Here is a 21,186-nt window from a genome sequence, read left to right on the forward strand (position 1 = left end):
CTTACATCCGGCAGTGACACTTGCCGCCGCCGTTCTTGATCATGACCGGCATGACCTCCTTCATCCCCAGCCAAGTGCCTTTGAGATTGATGTCGACGATGCGATCCCAGCCGTCCTCAGTCTGCTCGATTACATTGTCCGGCCCGATTGAGACCACTCCCCCGATGTTCCCCCGCACATCGATGCGGCCGAAGCGATCCACCGTCTGTTGGACGACTTCCTTCCAGTCGGAGGCGTGCCTTACGTCGCCCTGATAAGCAATAGCGCTGCAGCCGACGTTCTCGATCGCCCCGATGGTCTCATCGAGGCTCTTGCAGTCAAAGCAAACCACTTGGGCGTCCTCCCGGGCGAAACGCAGCGCCGTCGCCTGCCCGATTCCCGAAGCCGCTCCGGTCAGGATCGCAATCTTTTCTTCCACTCGCATCTCCAACTCCTTTTTCTTCAGTTCGCCCGTATAGGACGGTCTCATGGCTGCTCTAAAGCGCGCTGTGGGCCTCGTTCTCCAGACTTCCCTGTCCTCCTGCGACACCGTTGTCCGGCAAGAAGCATGGGCTAGAAGGGGAGCCCTCGGTTGCGCTGTCATCGGTCGGTTTTTTTCAGAACGATCTGTGCATGGAGCCTCCTTCCGTTTGGTGGATGAAAAGAACTCCCCCGCGAGGCACTGCGTTGCGTGGTGGGGCGTGGGGTACAGAGTCGTGGAAAGCGGCCTCGATCCGGCGAACGTGGGAGGCACTCAAGCTCGGTCAAAGGGTGCAGATGTAAGCAGCGACATCGATAATGTCCTGTTCCGAGAGCATGAAGGGATAGAGCGTTGGCATCGGCAGCTGGGGGAGTGGCGATGCTCTTTTCCAGCGTGCCCTGTCATCACGGACGGCTGGAGAGGGATTAGTGCTCAAACCGCGGTACTGCCTTCGCCGCCAGGACAGTTACAGGCGCTGCAGATTGCGACGTAGGTCGCCTTACCCTGGGCGAGATCCGCTGCCTCGGGTCCCTTTGCCGACCGGGCGGCCCGGCTCGACGCCGCCTTGGCGGGGTGGCTAGTCTGCTCGGCCTTCGTGCCCGCGCTGAGTGCGATGATGACCAGGCTCGGTTTCCCGAGCACGCCGAAAGTGGCGTGGGAGACCTTGCCGGAGGTGGGTGCGACATACTGCCTGCCGCCGGCCGAGTGGGTGATCACGCGGCGCCCGCTCACTTGCCAACGGGCGCTCGCGCCCCTTACCACGACTGAGGTGCCCTGGGCCGACACTACGCCGGCTTGGGTTTCGGCAGGCCCCGCTTCCTTCGAGACCTTCCCTGCAGCGTGGATGCTGCCGCGGGCGCATACGGCGGACAGGACCGCGCGGGCAGTGCGCGGGCAGTGCATGTGCTGCGGCCCAAGACGCCCATGTTTCTTGCCCGCGGCGACGTCCATCGTCCAGCGCATCGGGGCGTTCACGCCTTGGCCCTGCGGGCGAGGGCGTGGCGGGCGGCGACGTAGCCGAAGGTGAGGGGGGCGCGGAGGGTGTGTGGCTGGCGCCATAGTAGGCCCGCCCCGAAGGGGCTAGCCACGCAGTTGCCCACGTCGCACAGGCCGGGGAGGGGGGTGCCGCAGTCGAGCACCTGCGCGTGCTCGTTGATCGAGGGGCCACCGCAGGTGTCGAGCGCCCCAGACCCGGACGTTTCGGAGGGGTATTCGTCAAAGTCGTCTCCTTTTTCAATGGCGATCATCGGGCCGGCCGAGGGTGCTGCGCGGGTGCCAACGCACTGCGCCCTGAACCGTATGCCGCCTTTCCTCGGCTCGCGGCGCGGCGCGAGGGCGCCCGCGGGGAGGCGTAGCCTCACTACGTTATATGTATGACAATACCAATTTGTAATCGTTGTCATTCCAACCTATAACAAACACCAATAACAAAACTGATTGTGATGTAGGTAAAACGCTTTCGGCGGCGCCTCGGAGGTTGCGGTTCTGCCATGATGATTGAGGTCTGGAAGGCTTCTCCGTCAGCTGCCGTTGCTGCCCCGTACTTTCCAATCTGGGCAGCCCCATCTTTCTTTCGATCTGCTCCGCGCCTCGTCGGCTGGCGTAGAGGGGGCAACTGTCCTGGCCCGGGCACTCCCGCAGACACCCTTGGAACCGCCGGGCGGAGTCATCTTGGGGAAAAACGTCTATTGTTTTCGGTGGGGTGACAGTATAATATTTGTGCTGTTTAAATATAAACCTATCACGATTTGGAGGAGATCATGAGATACCTCACTCTCGGCAAAACGAACATCCAGACCTCTGAAATGGGCTTTGGTTGTATGGGGATGTCCGAGTTCTACGGCGAGGCCGACGACGCGGAATCCCTGAAGACGCTCGAGCGGGCCTTCGATCTGGGGGTGACGCTCTACGACACCTCCAACGTCTACGGCCGCGGCCACAACGAGAAGCTGGTGGGTCAGTTCGCTCGCGGCAAGCGCGACAAGCTGGTGATCTGCAGTAAGTTCGGCGTGGTCCGGGATCCGAGTGGCCCGAGCGGCAGCACCTACGACCGCGGAATCGATAATTCGCCCCTCTACATGCGGCGCTGCTGCGAGGAATCCTTGACCCGTCTCGGGATCGAGGCGATTGACCTCTATTACGTTCACCGTGTCGATCCGAACGTTCCCATCGAGGAAACCGCAGCCGCGCTGGCCGAATTGATCCGCGAGGGCAAGATTAAGAGCTACGGTCTCTCGGAAGTGACGGCCGAGCAGCTGCGCCGCGCTCACGCCGTGCATCCGGTGACGGCGCTTCAATCCGAGTATTCGCTGTGGAATCGCGAGCCCGAGCTCGACGTGCTGCCCGCCTGCAAGGAGCTGGGTATTACTTTCATCGCGTATTCGCCGCTCGGCCGGGGCTTCCTGACCGGCGCCATCAAGCAGGCGGGCGAGTTGAAATCGGACGATTTTCGCCTCTCTCTGCCGCGTTTTCAGGGCGAGAACTTCGACCGCAACCAAGTCCTGGTCGGGCAGATCAAGCAGTTCGCTACCGCGAAGAATTGCACCCCGGGTCAGATCGCTCTTACCTGGCTGTACTACCGCGGCCAGGACATCGTTCCGATTCCAGGCACGAAGCGGATTAAATACCTGGAAGAGAATGTCGGCGCGAAGGGGGTCAAGCTGACGCAGTCCGACCTCGATCAACTGGAAGAGATCCTTCCGCTCGGCGCACCGGCCGGCAGCCGTTACGACGCGAAGTTCGGCGGCAACCCGCAAACGCCGAAGTCGTAAGTCTGGTTAGTTAAAGGGAGGAAAACGAAGAATGAGTGCAAGTTGGAAGCTCTGGGAGTTGCCGTTTTTCGATCGGTGGCACAAGGATCTGGCGGTGCAAGTCACATCGTGGCTCGCCTCCCGATCCCACAACGCCGGGTCGGACGGCTTTATCGCGGAATGCCGCGGTATCGTTCGTGACTTGGGAGATGCCGGGTTGCTGCGCTACGTGGTTCCGGAGGGCAGCGAGAGCTACGACTTGCGCTCGATCTGTCTCCTGCGCGAAGCGCTGACCTACGAACACGCCTTGCTGGATGGCATGTTCGCCATGCAGGGCATCGGCACGATCGGCATCCGCCAGTTCGGTAGCGAAGAACAAAAGGAGCGGTACCTGCCGGGTTGCCGGCGTGGGACACGCGTCGCGGCCTTCGCCCTGACCGAGCCCGAAGCCGGTTCTGATGTGGCTTCCTTGGCGACGACTGCCACCCGCGACGGCGATCATTTCATCATCAACGGGGAGAAGACGCTCATCTCCAACGCAGGCTTCGCCGACCACTATGTCGTCGTGGCGCGTACCGGTGAAGCGCCGCGTTCGCGCGGACTCTCGGCGTTCATTGTGGATGCAGAAACGCCCGGGGTCAGCGCCGGGGAGCAGATGGAGTTTATCGCCAAGCATCCGGGCGGTTCGATCAAGTTCACCGACTGCCGGGTACCAGCGTGCGCCATGCTGGGGGCGCCGGGGCAGGGCTTCACTGTCGCGATGGCGGCGTTCGATATCTTCCGTCCGTCAGTAGGTGCCGCTGCGGTGGGGTTGGCCCAGCGGGCCATGCATGAGACGCTGAAGCGCGTCACAACGCGGCAGCTGTTCGGCAAGCCGATGTGCGAGTTGCAGAGCGTGCAGATGACGCTCGCCGATATGGCCGCCGACATCGATACCGCTGCCCTGACGGTGTACCGCGCCGGGTGGTCGCACGACGTTCTGGGCAAGCGCGGCTCCTATGCGCCGTCCATGGCGAAGCTCGTCGGCAGCGAAGCGGCCGGCCGCGTGGTCGATCGCGCCGTTCAGCTCAGCGGCGGAATGGGGGTCACGCAAGGTAATCTGATCGAGCAGTTGTACCGCGAAGCTCGCCCCATGCGGATATACGAAGGTGCCTCTGAGGTGCAGAAGCAGATCATCGCCCGCTCGATGCTCGCGGAGTACCTCGGAAAATGACGATACGCGACAAGACGGCCATCGTCGGCCTGGGCTCCACGCCTTATTACAAGCGGGGGCAATCGGCGCCGCAAACGCTGATCGAGCTGGTCGGAAAATCGGTTCTGGCCGCGCTCGACGACGCAGGGCTCAGCGTGCGCGAGGTGGACGGTTTCGCCTATTTCGCAGGCGGCTTCGATACCGGGATGCTAATGGAGACCTTGGGCATCCCCGAGGTGCGCTTTACGGCCAGTCTCACTGGTGCTGGCGGTGGCTCGGCCGGCGCTGTGGGCCTGGCCGCCGCGGCGATCGTGTCCGGCATGGCGGACGTGGTCGTTTGTGTCGGTGCGAATCAGATGGGCGAGCAGCGCTTCGGCTCGATCACGTCGCGCTACGACGCCACGCCGGAGAACACCTTCTTCTCCGCTGCCGGTCTCGTCGGCCCTGGGCATATGTTTGCCTTGCTGGCGCGCCGCCACATGCATCTGTATGGAACCACGCGCGAGAACTACGCCGACGTCGCCATCACCACCCGCAACCACGCTCTCAACAATCCGAACGCTTTGATGCGCAAGCCGCTGACGCGCGAGGATTACTTCAAGGCGCCGCTGCTAGCCGATCCGCATTGCCTCTACGATTTCTGCTTGGAATGCGATGGCGCGATCGCCGTGGTCGTCACTAGCGCCGAGCGCGCCCGGGATTTGCGCTCGACGCCGGTTCGCGTGCTGGCGAGCACCCACGGCGGATCGCGCGACTGGGGGCGGTCCGTTTACTGGATGAACATGCCCGACGAGACCTTCGCCTCTTCGGGGCACGCCGTCGTTGCGCGCAACTTGTACGCGATGGCCGACGTCGGCCCCGAGGACATCGACGTGGCGCAGATCTATGACCACTTCAGCTCTCAGGTCATCATGCAGCTGGAAGACTACGGCTTCTGCCCGAAGGGTGAGGGCGGGCCCTTTGTTTCCAGCGGCGCGATCGCCTTCGATGGCGGCCTAATCCCGGTGAACACGGATGGCGGACAGCTTTCCTGCGGCTACGTGTGGGGCATGACCCACGTCCGCGAGGCGGTGGAACAGATCCGCGGCGTGGCCGCCAACCAAGTGGCGGGTGCCGAGCTGGCACTAGTAACCGGGGGCCCGTCGTGTTTGCCAGTCAGCGGCTTGATTCTTGGGAAATAGACATGTCTGTGCATATTGCAAAGCGCCCACCCGTACAATATTTTAATCATGCCACTGATGCCTGGATGCAGCCCTTTTGGGATGCCGCCGTACAACATAGTCTCGTGGGTGCAAGCTGCGCCAAATGCGGCACGTTTCGCATGCCACCCACTCCGTTCTGTCCCCACTGCCACTCCCAGGGGCTGAACTGGGTGGCCCTGCCCGGCACCGGGACGGTTTATTCCTACTCGGTGGTGAAACGGGCGATCCTCCCAAGCATGGAAGACTGTCTGCCTTACGTCACCGCGATTATCGAGCTCGACGGAGCGGGAGGCACGCGGCTGATCAGCAATGTAGTCGACATTCCTGTTGATGCTGTTCGGGTAGATCTCAAGGTGCGGGTCGTGTGGGACGATAACTGGGGCGGCGTCACCGTTCCCCGTTTCACGGCTGACCTGTAGCGCCGGCTGCCGCGAACCGGGCAGCAATCTGCACGGGGCGGCGGGCGCTACGCCGCCGGTTTCTTCATTCGTCCATAAGCCGAGCGCAAGCGCAGCCCTGCGTTCCACAGCGAATTCCCCCTTCTTCTCGGTCGCTCGTGCGGCCCTGCGGCGTGCGACCTCCAACCCTACTTCGGTCGCCAAGAACACGACCGTTGCAGCGGCCAGCATCAGTGTTGGTGCAGCCGTTACCCCACTGATCCGTATATTCCCCTGGGCGCCCAACGGCCGGGGTGCGCCTGCGTTTCACGGTAGGCGTGAGGGGATCGATGCGGCAGATTCGAGGCAGCATGCGTATATTGAAAATTTGCTGAAAATATATTGCGTAGCTCGCAAAATATAATCTAAACTTGATCTAATGGATGGGTAGATCAGGGCGTCAAGCAAAATTTCCGATTGGTTGTGCGACGAAAATATTCAAATTGACGTCCTTAGATAGGAATCATTTAGGCGTACAGAACAATAATGTCTCAAGTTCAATACAATCATGTTGTAGGGGATTAATAATGCTGACTTTTCCGAGATTCATTCCCCACTTGTCGCGCGATCAATGGACCTTGCCGGCCGTCCTCGAGTACCAGGCCGTGCACAGAGCCAATCGGCCGTTCTTCTCGTGGATGGACAGCGGCGCGCCGGAGACCTTCGTCGAGGTGAACGCGCGGGTTAATCGTCTCGCACATGGGCTAGCTGCGTTCGGCGTGGCCAAGGGGGATCTGGTCGGGTTGCTGCTGCCGAACTGCCCCGAGTTTATCTACACGTGGTTTGCGCTGTGCAAGCTCGGTGCGGTCGAACTCGCCATCAGCGACGCCTACAAAGGGGCCTTCCTCGCGCACCCGATGAACTTGGGCAAGGCGCGCGTGCTGTTCACCAACGCAGACCTAGCGCAGCGCGTGGCGGAGATCGAGGATGATCTGCCCAGCCTCGAGCGGATCGTGATCGTCGATCGGCCCGAGGGAACGGCCTCTTCGGCACCCAAGTTCCACCGGATTGTCGTCAGCCGCTTCGAGGAACTGTACACCGACAACACGAGCAACCCAGATGTCATCGTCACGCCCCATGATCCTGCTGCTGTGCTGATGACTTCTGGCACAACGGGTCCCTCCAAGGGCGTCGTTATGCCCCACTCGCAGTTCTATTTCTTCGCCGAGGAGGATGTTCAGCTCACGCGCCTGCGCGAGGAGGACGTCTATATGACCGGCTTCCCGCTGTTCCACGGCAACGCGCAGTTCCTCACCGTGTATCCGTGCCTCATTGCGGGGGCGCACGTGGTGCTGTACCCCCGCTTCAGTGCCTCCGACTGGGTTGGTCGCGTGTGCCGGTCTGGCGCCACGGTCACCAACCTGCTCGGCGCGACGATGGCCTTCATCCTGTCGCAGCCGCCTTCTGAGAACGACCGCGCCCACCGCATACGCTGCATCTACGCCGCGCCGCTGTCGCCCGATCTGGCAGGCAAGTTCACCGAGCGCTTCGGCGTAGAGGAGTACGTGGATGGCTTCGGTCAGACCGAAATCTCGAACGTCTTCATGACCCCGCCGGATGCGCCGCGACCTGCCGGCGCGTCAGGCGTCCTAGTGGATCAGTGGTTCGAAGTCAAGTTAGTCAATCCAGAAACCGACGAGGATGTGCCCGAGGGTGAAATCGGCGAACTCCTCGTGCGCAACAAGGCGCCCGGGATCATGAGTACGGAATACCTCGGCATGCCGGAGAAGACCATCGAGGCCCGTCGCAACCTCTGGTTCCACACCGGGGACGCTCTGCGGCGCGATAAGGATGGGTGGTACTACTTCGTCGACCGCGTCAAAGACGCGCTGCGTCGCCGCGGCGAGAACATCTCCTCGTTCGAGGTGGAGGCGGGCGTGCGCTCGCATCCAGCTGTGGCCGAATGCGCAGTTGTCGGGGTACGCGCTGACGAAGCCGCAGGCGAGGACGAGGTGATGGCCTGCGTGGTGCTGAACCCGGGCGACGAGGTTTCCTTCGATGAGCTGAGCGAATGGTGCGAAGCGCGCATGCCTAACTTCATGGTGCCGCGCTACATCCAGATCCTGCCTGATCTTCCCCGCACCGCGAGCGAAAAGGTGCGCAAGAAGGAGCTTCGCGAACGGGGTGTCACCGCCACCACCTGGGATCGCCTGCAAAGCGGCAAGGGCCAGGGCGCGGCAGTCAAGTCCGGGGCGCAGAAATGACGACCGCCAATGAACACGTCAAGATCGAGCGCCAAGGCGCGGTCGCGCTGGTCACGCTCAATCGCCCCGAGGCGCTCAACGCGATCAACGACGACATCCGCGGCAGCCTGCCCCAAATGCTGCGCGAGTTCGATGCCGATGTCGAAATCGGTGCGATCGTCATTGCCGGGTCAGGCGAGCGCGGCTTTAGCGTGGGCGCCGACATCAAGGAGAGCCGGCCGAACGACTCGCCGATTGCGACGCGCCGGCGGCTCGTTCCCACGACTTGGATCGAGGCTCTGGATGCGACCTGCAAGCCGGTGATTGCGGCCATTCACGGCTTCTGCCTGGGCGGCGGCATGGAGCTCGCCCTGGCGTGCGACGTGCGCGTCGTGGCCAAGGGCGCCGAGTTCGCCCTGCCGGAGACCGCTCTGGGGTTGATGCCGGGTGGTGGCGGCACGCAGCGGCTGCCGCGCCTCATCGGACTGTCCCGGTCGCTGGACCTGCTCCTTACCGGGGACCGCATCGGTGCCGAGGAAGCCTACCGGATCGGGATTGCGACCCGTCTGGCGGAGTCGCCCGAAGCCGCCCTCGCCGAGGCGATGCGGGTTGCCGAGCTGATCGCGGCACGTCCCCGCGTGGCTGTCGCTTATGTCAAGGAAGCCGCGCGTGCGGGGCTCGACATGGACCTGGCCAATGGCCTGAAGCTGGAGAAGAGCCTCTTCGCCCTCCTGACCTCGTCCGCCGACCGCATCGAGGCGGCTCGTGCCTTCCGCGAGAAGCGGCAACCGAACTTCATTGGCGCCTGACGCAGCCGTTCGCCGGGCTTTTATTCGGCGGGCCCCGCCCGCAAGGAGATTCAAGTGAGCCAAATGGAAAAGATTATTGTAGTCGGAGCAGGTTTGATGGGGACGGGGATCGCCTATTCGTGCGCGATCAGCGGATACCGCATTCTCCTCGTCGACGCCAATCCGAGCGCCCTTGACAAGGCCGTCGGCCAGATCAACAGCCTAGTCGCTGCCGGCGTCAAGTTGGGCAAGTTGGTCGAGGCGGCAGGCAAGGCCGCGCTCGAGCGGCTGGAGGCAGCGATCGAGCTGGACGGCCGCGCGTCCGACGCCGCGCTGCTGATCGAAACGGCCACCGAGAAGATTGACATCAAACTCGCCATCATCGGCAAGGCCGACGAGTTGCTGCCGCCCGAAGCGATCATCGCCTCCAATACCTCAGCGCTGTCGATCAGCGAGCTTGCCGCGGCCACCCGCCGCCCCACGCAGTTTGCGGGGATGCATTTCTTCAATCCGGTGCACAAGATGAAGCTCGTCGAGCTCATTCGCGGCATCGAGACGACCCAGGCCACGGTTGAACGGCTAAAGGCCGTTACGGCGGCCTTGGGCAAAACCAGCATCGTGGTGAACGAGGCGCCCGGATTTACTACCAGCCGGATGTCCGCGCTGATGGGTAACGAAGCGATGTACATGCTGGCCGAGGGCGTAGCCTCGGCCGATGACATCGACACCTCGCTCCGCATGGCCTTCAACCATCCGATGGGTCCGCTCGAGCTGGGCGACCTGACCGGCTGGGACACCCGTCTGTCGGTCCTGCAATACCTGCATCAGACGATGGGCGAGAAGTTTCGCCCGTGCCCGCTGATCATCAAGATGGTCAAGGCCGGCCGCTACGGCCGCAAGGTCGGCCGAGGGGTGTATGAGTACGACGCCGAAGGGCAGAAGATCGCCGGATCCGGGTTGCGGAGGGCCGGCTGATGCGCGACGTCGTCATCGTTGAAGCCGTCCGCACCCCGGTGGGGAAGTTTCGCGGCGGACTGAAGGACGTCCGCGCCGACCACCTCGGGGCCCTAGTTCTGGACGAAGTGATCAAGCGTGCCAACCTCGGCGCGGAGGTGGTCGATGACGTCGTCTTCGGCTGCGTGACTCAGGTCGGCGAGCAGTGCGGGAACATTGCCCGCACCTCGCTGCTCTCAGCCGGCTGGCCCGAGACAATCCCCGGCATGACGGTCGATCGCAAATGCGGCTCGTCCGAGGCTGCGATCCACGTGGCCATGGGCGAGATCGCCTCCGGCGCCTGCGACATTGTCGTCGCAGGTGGCGCGGAGAACATGAGCCGGGTTCCGATGGGCGGCAATCGTGACGTCCATGGCGAGCCGTTCGGCTGGCGCCTGCGCGAGCGCTTCCACCTCACCTCGCAGGGCGAAGCGGCCGAGCGCCTCTGCGATCTGTGGGGTCTCTCCCGCGACGACATCGACGACTTCGCGATCGAAAGTCACCGCCGTGCCGCGCGCGCCGCGGATGCGGGCTGGTTCGAACGCGAGATCGTGCCCGTCCCCGTCGCCGAGATTTGCGAGCAGGGCGTCAAGATTGCCGTCGAGCGCGTAGCCGCTGACGAGACCATCCGCCGCGACACCAGCCGCGAAAAACTCGCCACTCTGAAGACGAGCTTCCGGCCGGAAGGTGGGCGGGTGACCGCAGGCAACGCGTCCCAAATCTCCGACGGCGCCGCGGCGCTCCTGCTGATGTCGGCTGACAAGGCTAAGGCCCTGGGGCTGAAGCCGCGCGCGCGCATCCGGGCGGTCACCACGGTGGGTTCAGACCCTGAGCTCATGCTCACCGGTCCGATCGCCGCCACGCGCCGTGCAGTGGAGCGCGCCGGACTCGCCCTCGGGGACATCGACCTCTTCGAGGTGAACGAAGCCTTCGCGCCGGTGCCGATGATCTGGATGCGTGAGCTCGGGATCGGCCACGACCGCTTGAACGTGAACGGCGGCGCCATTGCCCTAGGTCACCCCTTGGGCGGCAGTGGCGCCCGAATCATGACCACCCTGCTGCACGAGTTGGAGCGGCGCGGCGCAACGTTCGGCGCGCAGGCGATCTGCTGTGCGGGCGGCCTCGGCACCGCGACGGTCATCGAGCGGCTGGGCTGAAGGTCACGTCGATATGGGCCGAGCAAGAGCGTATGTCGACAGCTCCGCCCGCCTGAGAACGAAGTCGTCGAAGTATGTCGGGCGAATGCGTCTTTCATTGAGGGATTTTTCGGTTGGACCACTGCCGCGGCGACATGGAGAGCGCCGCGAATAGCGCACGAAAATTGAGGGGCTGGGCACGGGCAAGGACAGACAGAGCATCGCTTGCAGAACTTCGGAAGTCTGTCCAGACCCACAGGCCATCGAGTAGCAGTTCATTTGAAGGGTATTACGACAAATGGTTGCGCCGCCAGCCGGCGTAGTAAACGGTTTGTTGCCTCAATCAATCGATTGCGCAGTACGAACACGGGAGACAAGGCATGAAAAAACTTCTGGATCTCATCCTCTCTGGGGCGCCGCTGGCCATTGTCGGCGGCTTGGCCTACGCGGGGATCTTCATCAAACCGCAGCCGCAGGGCTCTGCGGTCGAGCAGCCCGTGTTCGAACGCGGTGAAGGCTACTACGGCGTCTCGGTGCTGGATCAAGGCAAGGCGTGGGTCGTGGGCAGCAACGGCAAGATCGCGGTGACGGAAGACGGGGGCGCCTCGTGGCAAAAGCAGGCCACGCCGAGCCGCGCCGCCCTCCAGGATGTCGCCGCCTGGGACGACCAGCACGCCGTCGCGGTCGGCAATGACGGCATCGTGCTGATTACCGTCGATGCCGGGCGCAGCTGGCAGTCGGTCGACGCACCCAAGTCCGAAGTCGCCAACAAGCTGCTGCGCGTCAAGGCATTGCCGGGCGGAACGGCGTGGGCGGTCGGTGAAGCCGGCATGGTCATGCGTTCCACCGATTTCGGCCGCAGCTGGACGCGGGTCGGGGGCGACGAGGATGTGGGCTGGAACGACATTGTGGCCACTGGGGGCCGAATCTGGCTGGTCGGCGAGTTCGGCAACGTCAAGGTCTCCGGCGACGACGGTGTCTCCTGGCGCGCAATCGAGACCCCGGTCGAGACGAGCCTGATGGGCCTGGCATTCAAGGATGCCGAGAATGGCGTCACGGTCGGCTTGGGCGGCGTCGTCCTCACCACCCGCGACGGCGGCCAGAGCTGGGAGCAGCAGCAGACGCCTTCCTCCGAGCACCTCTTCAGCGTCCTGTGGGAGGGCAGCCGCTGGATCGCCGCTGGCGCGTCCGGGGTCATCCTCGTCGGCGGCGATGAGGGGCGTCGGTGGAAGGAGACGCGGTTGTCCGAGCTCGATCGCAATTGGTACACGGGGCTCGCCCGCCAGGGCGACAAGTATTTCTTCTCCGGGTCGCAGGTCGCCGTCGTCGGCGCCACTGCCCTGTAACCCGGCCGTAGACCGGCCGGTTCGGGAATCGAGACGCACATGAAAGACAGGAACTTTCTCAAGCTTGAGCATTTCGTCGAGGCGTGCATCGAGCACCGCATTCTGGTGACGGCGATCTTTGCAGCGCTGACCGTCATCATGGCGGTCCTTGCCGTCCGGGTCGAGTTCAAGACGGTATTTGACGACCTGCTGCCGCGCAGCCACGACTACATCAAGATCCACGAGCGCTTCCGCCAAGACTTCGGCGGCTCGAACATGGTGAGCATCATGGTCGAGGTCGAGGAGGGGACAATCTTCGAAAGATCTGTGCTGGAAAAGATCAAGAAGATCACCGACGAGCTTCCGCTGGTGCACGGCGTGAATCCGTTCCAAGTCATCTCGCTGGCCTCGAACAAGCTCAAAGACATCACGTCCTCGACGGACTCGATCGAGATTCGTCCCTTGATGGGGAGCGAGGTGCCACGGACCCAGGAGGAGCTCGATGCGCTGAAGGACAGCGTACTCAACAGTCCGATGGTCTACGGCGCCTATGTCTCGAAGGATCTCAAGGCCGCCCTGATCACGGTCGACTTCTATGAGAACGCGGTCGACTACACCAAAATCTTTCCGCAGATCACCAAGCTCGTGGATTCCCTAGAGGGCGACGGGGTGCGGGTGGCCGCGGTCGGTGAGCCGATGCTGTATGGCTGGGTGAACTACTACCTTCCCGAAACGATGCGGATCTTCCTGACGACCATCGGTTGCTTGGTAGCGCTGCTGTTTCTCACCGCACGCACTTGGCGCGGCACTCTGTTGCCGCTGCTCGCCGGCTTGACGAGCGCCATATGGGCGCTTGGTGCCGCCAATCTGCTTGGCTACAACCTTGATCCGCTCGTCATTGTAATCGCGTTCCTGATCACGGCGCGGTCGATCTCGCACTCAGTCCAACTGGTTACGCGCTTCGGCGACGAACTCGCCGCCGGCGTGAAAACCTCTAAAGCGGCAGCCTCTGCGGCGATGCTGCAGTTGTTCAAACCCGGCATACTCGGCGTGGTCGCTGATGCCGGGTGCATGCTTGTGGTGGTGCTCACGCCGATCCCGCTGATGCAGAAAGTGTCGGTCATCGGCACGATCTGGGTGCTTACCATCGCGGTCACAGCGTGCGTCATGACGCCGGTGTTCCTGTCGTGGCTTGCTCCCTCGACCCGGAATGCCCATCCGGTCAACGTCTATCCAATCCTCGATCGCGTCCTGAAACTCTGCATCGCCACGACCCTGTCGCGCGGCCGCTATGGGGTGCTGGGCGTAGCGCTCGTGCTGTTCATCGGTTCCGGAATCTACGCGTTCAAGCTGCAGGTAGGCGACGCCGACGGGGGTTCGCCCATCCTGTGGCAGGAATCCCGCTACAACACCGACTCAGCGGCGATCAACAAGCAGTTCCAAGGTGCCGACCGAATGTACATCGTGTTCGAAGGCGACAAGCCGGGCGCTGTCAAGGAGCCGGCAGTGCTACAGAGCATGGCGGCGATGCAGCGCTACATGGGCGCCCAACCGGAGGTCGGCGGCAGCTTGTCGCTCGCCGACGTGATCCCTGGCGTCAATCAGATGCTGCGCGAGGACAATCCGCGTTACCGCGACCTCGGCAAGAGCGCGGCCGAGAACGGCGAACTGCTCTACATGTGGTCGCCCGACTCCGGGGATGCTGCGCGTTTTATGGACCCGAAGGCGCAGAACGCTCCGGTGACGCTGTTCTTCAAGGATCACCGCGGCGACACCATCCGCACGGCGATCGAGCGGGTGAAGGAATTCATTGTAGCGAACCCGATCGAGCAGGGGGCGTACGTCCTGGCTGGAGGCCTAGTCGGGGTGACGGCGGCAGTGAATGAGGTGATCTTCCGTGGCCAGATCGAAAGCATTGCCCTCGCGCTGCTGGTGCTAGTGATCTGCTGCGCGGTGGCCTACCGCTCAATGCGCGCCGGCATCTTCTTCATGGTGCCGGTCATTCTCTCCAACACCATCACCTTCTGCGTAATGGCATGGCAGGGTATCGGCATGACGCTCTCCACCCTGCCGGTTGCCGCGCTCGGGATTGGTCTCGGTGTGGATTATGCCTTCTACATTGTCGATGGGATTCGCGAGGAGCTTCATCACCATTCGGATTTGAAACGGGCAATCACCCAATCGCTGCTCAGTGCCGGCAAGGGCGTGCTGATCACGTCGCTGACCCTCACCGCAAGTGTGGTGCTGTGGTTTGCTTCCTCGCTGAGGTTCCAAGCAGAGATGGGTACGTTGATGGCGATCTGGCTGTTCGTTTCTTCGGTGAGTGCGCTGTTCATCATGCCGGCCATGGTCTACGTCTTCCGGCCGGAATTTGTGGTGGGCAAGCGCGAGAAAGTCTCTGCCGTTAGTGGGGAGGGTGCGGTGGCCGCAGCTTGAGGCCACTTCGCAATCGCACATGACGACGAGAAAGGGAGGAGCTATGACCCAGGTGGCGAAGTGACCTTTTACGATGCTAAAGGCGCTGAAGCAATCTGGCGTAGCTTGAGTCATTAGACTGGGCTGGAGACGTTATGAAAATAAAATTGAATGGCACGGCACGATCGACGGTGCTGTTGTCAATCGCACTGAGCTGCAATAGCGCGCTGGGGGAAGATTTCCCCGACCTAGAAGACGATCTGAACGTGAATTACTTTAAGTGGGGCGGCTACGTCCGCACCTGGATGTCCTGGAATCTGGCCGACAACAAGGATGTGACCTCCCCGCTGCCCGGCACGCCTGCCTACGACAAGCTGGGCGGCCGCGGCGACCTGTCGACGGCGCGGGCCTCGCTCCAGCTCACCGCCGATGCGAAGACCGGACCCATCACCTGGCGCGCCGTGGGCCGTGCGGACCGTGAAAAGCTCACCTCCTATGGGGAGGAACTCGAAGAACGTTCCTGCCGCAGCGCCGCGGTGGCGGGGATGCCCTCCGGCCCCGGTTGCGACGCCGTGGAGAACTACAATCAGGAGGAGCTGCGCGAGTTCTACGGCGATTTCAACCTCGGCGATCGCGTCTCGGTGCGCCTGGGCAAGCAGCAGGTGGTATTCGGCGAGACCGACTTCTTCCATCCCAACGACCTACTGCACGGCTTCGACTATCGCTGGCGCGCCTTCGGTGAGCCCGAGAGCGACGAGCTGCGTAAGCCGCTCATCATGGCCAACATCAAGATGGCCGTGCCCGAGGCGCGCGGCACCTTGCAGCTCGTGGTGCGCCCCGGCTGGGATCGCAAGAAGGACATCGGCAACACGTACGACATCTTCGGCGGGCGCTGGGCGGCGTCTCCTAACATGGGCGTGGACTATCTGGCCTATGCGACGGACTTCAACTACAAGCACTCCGAAGGCGATTACCGCGATGTCACCGGCGCCCTGCGCTGGACGGGTTTGGCAGGTGACCTCAACTACGCTCTGTCGTACCAGCGCGTGTTCCAGCCCGACTTCGTGCTTAACCCCTGCGGTGTGTTCGCTTCCGCCGGCCAGCGTGATGCGACCGGCTGCGCGCCCTCGCTTTACTACAAGGAAGCGCCCAAGAACAAGGCGTACGGTGACTGGATCTATCCCATCATCAATGTCTTCGGCGGCAGCGTGAGCGGGGAGAGCCGCTGGCTCGACGCCGTGGTCAACTTCGAGATGGCGTACCACAAGGACCGCCTGTTCAACTCGAATACCAACGTCACGGGCTTTCCCAACGCCTCGGGGTTTTTCCAGATTCCCAACAACGCCGGCGTCATGGGGCCGTTGGCCAAGAAGGACGTGATCCAGACCACGCTGCGGATCGACAAGCAACTGCGTCTCGAGGATCTGCTGGGCACCAACGCGCCCTCCTTCGCCTCCGTGCAGGTGTTTGACACCTGGGTGCAGGATTGGGACAGGAAGGACGATCTGGTGGCGGCCGTCGGTTCGAATGCAAAACTGCGTGAGCACGCCACCATCGCCACTGCGTTCGTACAGTTTCCCTACATGAATTCTCGTCTCACCTACGGCCTGGCCTATGGGCGCGAGCTTCAAGCGGGCAACAGCTTCTTCATTCCGAGCGTCAGCTACAACATCGGGAACAACTGGCGTATCGCCGCGGACGCGGTGTTCTTCCAGACCAACAACGCGCGGCGGGACAACATCTCCAGCCCCGGTTCCCGCCATTACGGCATGGCGGCCTTCAACAACCACGACTACGGCACTTTGCGGGTGACGTATCAGTTCTGAGTGGAGCGGCACCGCTATGAAGAGCCTTACCAACGACAGCGCAACTTTCAAAGAGAGGAATCTAACGATGCAGACCATCGCGCTTCGACGAGTCGTCGCCCCCCTGGCTGCCAGCCTATTCGCCTTGGGTACCCCGGCCTTTGCCGCAGAGCTGGCTGAAGGCACGGTTATCAGCAAGGAGAACATTGACAGGGTCATGAACGACACGTTCATGGGTCACAAGGTCTCCGATCTGCTGACAGAGCGCATGCAATGGTTTGTGCGCACCTACGACAAGAAGTACCCGCTCACCAAGGCGCCCGAGCCCCAGCTCGACCCGAAGTACGTCGAGGCGACCAAGAAGTATTCGAGCCAGGTGAAGCTGGACCCGCAGACCCGCGAAGTTACCGGTTACGCCGCGGGCATGCCGTTCCCCAACATCGATCCGTCCGACCCGCTGGCGGGTGACAAGGTGATCTGGAATTTCTACCTCGGCGCGCCCTCCGGCGGCGATGTCTACAACACCACCTATTTCCTGACAGCGAACAAGAACGGGTTCGAAGCGAGCCAGAAGTGGACTTTCCAGCGCATCTGGGCCAAGAACCGGCTGTGGGGCGAAGCGCCCTTCCCCAATGAGCCGACGGTGTTCACCAAGACCATTCTGGTCGGCCTCCAGCCGCAGGACGTGCGCGGCGTGGGCACCTTCACCGTACAGTACGAGGAGGCCAACAAGCTGGACGATCTTTGGGCGTACATCAAGTCCGCGCGCCGCGTTCGCCGTCTGTCCGGCAACTCGTGGATGGATAACGTGGGCGGCTTCGACTTCTTGAACGACGACACGAGCTTGTGGAACTCGCGGCCCTCGCGCTACCAGTCGACCAAGCTGATCGGAAAGCGCTGGATCCTCGCTGCCACCGACTTTGAGCCGGAACGCGTGAAGGGCAAAGAAGGCACCGGGGAGGAGTGGGCGAATCTGAACTTCAAGGATGCGCCCTACCTGATGTCGACGCAGAAAGTGACCCCGCGCGAAGTGTGGGTGGTCGAGGGTACGCCGCCGGACGGACACCCCTACGGCAAGAAAGTCGCCTATGTCGACACCAAGGTGCCGGCGGTCTATCACACCGAGGTGTATGACAAGAACGGCGACTTCTGGCGGATGATGGACCACCACTTCAACCAGCGCGTCGGCGCCAAGTCGGGCATCAAGTACTACTACGCCCTGGGCGGCGAAATGCTCGACTTCAAGGCCATGCACGGCACCTTCTGGACTGCGGAGTCGAAGGTCGACGTCGGTCTGAATCCCATTCAGCACACCGTCGAGAAGCTCGAACGGCTTCAATAATCGAGGAGGGCACGCCTTCGGCCGCATGGCCGGGAGGCGTCCTTTTTCCATTCATCCATGACGAGGGATCACGCCTTTTTTGGAGCTGTGTGATGAACGACCTTGAAGCGAACAAGAACGTGGTGACGCGCCTTTTTACCGCCTTCGGCAACGCGGACATTGCGCAGATCGTCGATCTGCTCCATGACGAGGCCACATGGTGGGTTTCGGGCTCGCTGTCGATCTCGGGCACATATACGAAGGCCGAGATGGAAAAGCTGCTGGTGGGCATGCACGACCTGGTGGACGGCGCGATCAAGCTGACGCCGCAGGGTTTCACCGCAGAAGGCAACCGCGTCGCCGCGGAAGCGGAATCGATGGCCAACACCAAGAGCGGTCGCGTTTACAACAACCTCTACCACTTCCTCTTCGAAATCAAGGACGGCAAGGTGTTTCGGGTCAAGGAATACATGGACCCGATGCATGTGCAGGCGGTCTTCTTCGAGGCGTAAGGGGGAAGGGCGCCGCCGGCGCCTTGAATTGAATCAATACGAGGTCTGAGGAGAATCAAATGACCGTCAAACGGGTCGGCGTGATCGGCGCCGGGACCATGGGAAACGGAATAGCGCAGACGTGCACCGCAGCCGGTCTGTCGGTCACTATGGTCGACATTTCCAAGGATGCGCTGGACCGCGCGTTGGTCACTATCGGCGTCAATCTTGACCGGCTGGTGAAGAAGGAGAAGCTCTCGACCCAGGACAAAGAAGCCATTCTCGGCCGCATCACCGTCGCGACCGAGCTCTCCGCGGTGGCCGATGTCGATGTCGCGATCGAGGCCGCCACCGAGAACACCGCGCTGAAATTGAAACTCCTGCGCGAGCTCGACGGACTGCTCGGGCCGGACGCGATCCTGGTCACCAACACTTCCTCGATCTCGATCACGATGCTCGCTGCGGCGGTGAATCGGTCGGAAAAGTTCATCGGCATGCATTTCTTCAACCCGGTGCCGGTGATGGCGCTGGTCGAGCTCATCCGCGGCCTGCAGACCAGCGACGAGACCCACCAGGGGATGGAGGCCTTGGCGCGGCAGATCGGCAAGACACCGATCACCGTCCGCAACAACCCCGGCTTCGCCGTGAACCGCATCCTGTGCCCCATGATCAACGAGGCGATCTTCGTTCTCGCCGAGGGCATCGCCACCGCGGCTGACATCGACGAAGGCATGAAGCTCGGTTGCAACCATCCCATCGGCCCGCTCGCGTTGGCCGACATGATCGGTCTGGACACCCTGCTGGCCGTGCTGGAGGTCTTCTACGAAGGCTTCAATGATTCCAAGTATCGCCCCGCGCCGCTGCTCAAGGAGATGGTGGCGGCGGGCTACCTCGGGCGCAAGAGCGGCCGAGGCTTCTATCAGTATTGAGAGGAACCAATAATGACACAGCGTGAAGTGGTCGTCGTCGGCGCGGCCAGAACGGCGATCGGAACCTTCGGGGGCTCGCTGCGGGATGTTCCCCTGACCCGGCTGGGCACCGTCGCCGTCGAGGCGGCGCTCAAGCGCTCGGGGGTGAATCCGCAGGAGGTGGGGCACGTCGTAATGGGCAACGTGATTCCGACCGAGCCGCGTGACGCCTACCTCAGCCGGGTCGCCGCGATGGACGCCGGGGTCCCGAAGGAGACGCCCGCGTTCAACGTGAACCGGCTGTGTGGCTCTGCGCTCCAAGCCGTGGTGTCGGCGGCGCAGAGCATTCTGCTGAGTGATACCGACATCGCCATCGGCGGCGGTGCCGAAACGATGAGCCGTGGCGCCTATCTGCTGCCCGCCAGCCGCTGGGGCGCCCGGATGGGCGACAGCCAGGTCGTCGACTATATGAACGGTATCCTGCACGACCCTTGGAAGCGGATTCACATGGGCGTGACCGCGGAGAACGTCGCCGAACGTTATGGGATCACTCGCGAGATGCAGGACGAATTGGCCTTGGAGAGTCAACGCCGGGCGGCCAATGCGATCGCCGCCGGGTACTTCAAGGAGCAGATCGTGCCGGTGGAGGTGTCCTCCAGGCGGGGTGCGGTCCTGTTCGACACCGACGAGCACGTGCGGGCGGACATGACGGCGGAAGCCCTGGTGAAGATGAAGCCGGTGTTCAAAAAGGAGGGCGGCACCGTCACGGCGGGTAACGCTTCGGGCATCAACGACGGTGCCGCTGCGCTCGTCCTGGCCGAGGCCGGACGCGCCGCCGCCCTGGGCCTCAGGCCGCTGGCGCGTCTGGTCGGCTACGCTCATGCCGGCGTCGAGCCGGAGTATATGGGGATTGGCCCCGTCCCCGCGACCCAGCAGGTGCTGAAGCGATGTGGGCTGTCGATCAAGGATCTCGACGTAATCGAAGCCAACGAGGCGTTTGCCGCGCAAGCCTATGCCGTCATCCGTGAGCTGGACCTCGATCCGGCGAAGGTCAATCCGAACGGCTCGGGGATTTCCCTCGGACATCCCGTCGGCGCCACCGGCGCGATCATCATCACGAAGGCGATCGCCGAGCTTCACCGGACCGGCGGCCGTTACGCGCTGGTGACTATGTGCATCGGCGGGGGCCAAGGCATCGCGGCCATCTTCGAGCGGCTCTAAAATCGCCCAAAGCGCGCGCCGACCACGGCCGCACCAGTTCGGTGACACGGGCGTCTGTTGGTATTGCGGCTGTCGAGAACGCAGGTCGGTAACTCTGCCATCGGCCGGGCCGACAGGCACGCTCCTTCTTCGAGACAGGCGGGGGGCGGACCCTGAAATCTCCCGGCCCGACCGTCTCTGCGCCGCCGCAGGCGGCGTCTCCACTTCACCGCCTGCGGCGGGCACTTTCCCAACAGCTCGCCAAGCACGATCAGTGCGGCCGCATTCCTACTAGTGCGATGCACGTCCGGTCCGGCGACCAGCCGTGGTCGCGTTGCCCGAGCCGGATACGCATGTCGCAGCCTCAGATTCGACGTGTCCGCGCCCGGTCCTGCCTCGGCCGATCGCGCTAACGCTGCTCACTGCGCACTTGCAAGATACTGGTGCAGGTGCGCGACGGTGCGCAGACGGCAGCACGTGGGAGGGGAGCAGCAAAGACCTGAAGGCGGCGTAGTTACTTGATTTAGACGCGATCAAAATATATTGATAGGTACAAACGTATAATGTACTATCAACATTT

Annotated in this window: 18 protein-coding genes; 15 read left to right on the forward strand and 3 right to left on the reverse strand. The window is 62.7% G+C overall.

Translation table 11 applies throughout. The annotated features are described in order from the left end of the window. Position 1 precedes the first annotated feature (1 nt). From EBN1_RS22815 to EBN1_RS22825, 3 genes are all read right to left on the reverse strand, one after another. Positions 2-469: an SDR family NAD(P)-dependent oxidoreductase gene (locus EBN1_RS22815; RefSeq protein WP_241762891.1), complete on the reverse strand. Its 468-nt coding sequence runs from the start codon at positions 467-469 to the stop codon at positions 2-4. A gap of 423 nt (positions 470-892) precedes the next feature. Next, positions 893-1,435, reverse strand: coding sequence for a hypothetical protein (locus EBN1_RS22820; RefSeq protein WP_157866800.1), 543 nt, complete (start codon positions 1,433-1,435; stop codon positions 893-895). After that, positions 1,432-1,707: a hypothetical protein gene (locus EBN1_RS22825; RefSeq protein ID WP_157866801.1), complete on the reverse strand. Its 276-nt coding sequence runs from the start codon at positions 1,705-1,707 to the stop codon at positions 1,432-1,434. The genes EBN1_RS22820 and EBN1_RS22825 overlap by 4 nt, the downstream gene beginning before the upstream one ends. A gap of 513 nt (positions 1,708-2,220) precedes the next feature. Here EBN1_RS22825 and EBN1_RS22830 point away from each other — a divergent pair. From EBN1_RS22830 to EBN1_RS22900, 15 genes are all read left to right on the forward strand, one after another. Beyond that, the gene (locus tag EBN1_RS22830) at positions 2,221-3,231 is read left to right on the forward strand and encodes an aldo/keto reductase (RefSeq protein WP_011254937.1); all 1,011 of its coding nucleotides are present in this window, start codon (positions 2,221-2,223) and stop codon (positions 3,229-3,231) included. Positions 3,232-3,262: 31 nt separating this feature from the next. Then, a complete protein-coding gene (locus tag EBN1_RS22835) occupies positions 3,263-4,423 on the forward strand; it encodes an acyl-CoA dehydrogenase family protein (RefSeq protein WP_011254936.1) in 1,161 nt (386 codons plus the stop codon). Continuing rightward, positions 4,420-5,583, forward strand: coding sequence for a thiolase C-terminal domain-containing protein (locus EBN1_RS22840; protein ID WP_011254935.1), 1,164 nt, complete (start codon positions 4,420-4,422; stop codon positions 5,581-5,583). The genes EBN1_RS22835 and EBN1_RS22840 overlap by 4 nt, the downstream gene beginning before the upstream one ends. A 2-nt stretch (positions 5,584-5,585) precedes the next feature. Further along, positions 5,586-6,023, forward strand: a complete 438-nt coding sequence (locus EBN1_RS22845) for a Zn-ribbon domain-containing OB-fold protein (RefSeq protein ID WP_011254934.1) — start codon at positions 5,586-5,588, stop codon at positions 6,021-6,023. Between the two features lie 545 nt (positions 6,024-6,568). After that, complete coding sequence (locus EBN1_RS22850) at positions 6,569-8,245, forward strand: AMP-binding protein (RefSeq protein ID WP_011254933.1); 1,677 nt, start codon at positions 6,569-6,571, stop codon at positions 8,243-8,245. Further along, the gene (locus tag EBN1_RS22855; protein ID WP_011254932.1) at positions 8,242-9,033 is read left to right on the forward strand and encodes an enoyl-CoA hydratase/isomerase family protein; all 792 of its coding nucleotides are present in this window, start codon (positions 8,242-8,244) and stop codon (positions 9,031-9,033) included. The genes EBN1_RS22850 and EBN1_RS22855 overlap by 4 nt, the downstream gene beginning before the upstream one ends. Before the next feature lie 63 nt (positions 9,034-9,096). Then, on the forward strand, positions 9,097-9,987 hold the full coding sequence (locus EBN1_RS22860) for a 3-hydroxyacyl-CoA dehydrogenase (RefSeq protein ID WP_173361299.1): 891 nt from the start codon (positions 9,097-9,099) through the stop codon (positions 9,985-9,987). Then, positions 9,987-11,162 (forward strand): thiolase family protein, encoded by a 1,176-nt coding sequence (locus EBN1_RS22865; protein WP_011254930.1) that lies wholly within the window; start codon positions 9,987-9,989, stop codon positions 11,160-11,162. The genes EBN1_RS22860 and EBN1_RS22865 overlap by 1 nt, the downstream gene beginning before the upstream one ends. Before the next feature lie 359 nt (positions 11,163-11,521). After that, the gene (locus EBN1_RS22870) at positions 11,522-12,487 is read left to right on the forward strand and encodes a WD40/YVTN/BNR-like repeat-containing protein (RefSeq protein ID WP_011254928.1); all 966 of its coding nucleotides are present in this window, start codon (positions 11,522-11,524) and stop codon (positions 12,485-12,487) included. Positions 12,488-12,526: 39 nt separating this feature from the next. Next, complete coding sequence (locus EBN1_RS22875; protein WP_011254927.1) at positions 12,527-14,902, forward strand: efflux RND transporter permease subunit; 2,376 nt, start codon at positions 12,527-12,529, stop codon at positions 14,900-14,902. 134 nt (positions 14,903-15,036) lie between these two features. Then, positions 15,037-16,707: a DUF1302 family protein gene (locus EBN1_RS22880; protein ID WP_011254926.1), complete on the forward strand. Its 1,671-nt coding sequence runs from the start codon at positions 15,037-15,039 to the stop codon at positions 16,705-16,707. 67 nt (positions 16,708-16,774) lie between these two features. Next, positions 16,775-18,028 carry a DUF1329 domain-containing protein gene (locus tag EBN1_RS22885; RefSeq protein WP_011254925.1) on the forward strand — a complete coding sequence of 418 codons (1,254 nt, stop codon included), beginning with the start codon at positions 16,775-16,777 and terminating at the stop codon, positions 18,026-18,028. A gap of 92 nt (positions 18,029-18,120) precedes the next feature. Next, positions 18,121-18,519, forward strand: coding sequence for a nuclear transport factor 2 family protein (locus EBN1_RS22890; protein ID WP_011254924.1), 399 nt, complete (start codon positions 18,121-18,123; stop codon positions 18,517-18,519). 59 nt (positions 18,520-18,578) lie between these two features. After that, entirely contained in the window at positions 18,579-19,427 is an 849-nt protein-coding gene (locus EBN1_RS22895) for a 3-hydroxybutyryl-CoA dehydrogenase (RefSeq protein ID WP_011254923.1), read from the forward strand. A 12-nt stretch (positions 19,428-19,439) separates the two neighbouring features. Further along, positions 19,440-20,627 carry an acetyl-CoA C-acyltransferase family protein gene (locus EBN1_RS22900; protein ID WP_011254922.1) on the forward strand — a complete coding sequence of 396 codons (1,188 nt, stop codon included), beginning with the start codon at positions 19,440-19,442 and terminating at the stop codon, positions 20,625-20,627. Positions 20,628-21,186 lie beyond the last annotated feature (559 nt).

The sequence above is a fragment of the Aromatoleum aromaticum EbN1 genome (genome assembly GCF_000025965.1).
GTDB classification, from domain to species: Bacteria; Pseudomonadota; Gammaproteobacteria; order Burkholderiales; family Rhodocyclaceae; genus Aromatoleum; species Aromatoleum aromaticum.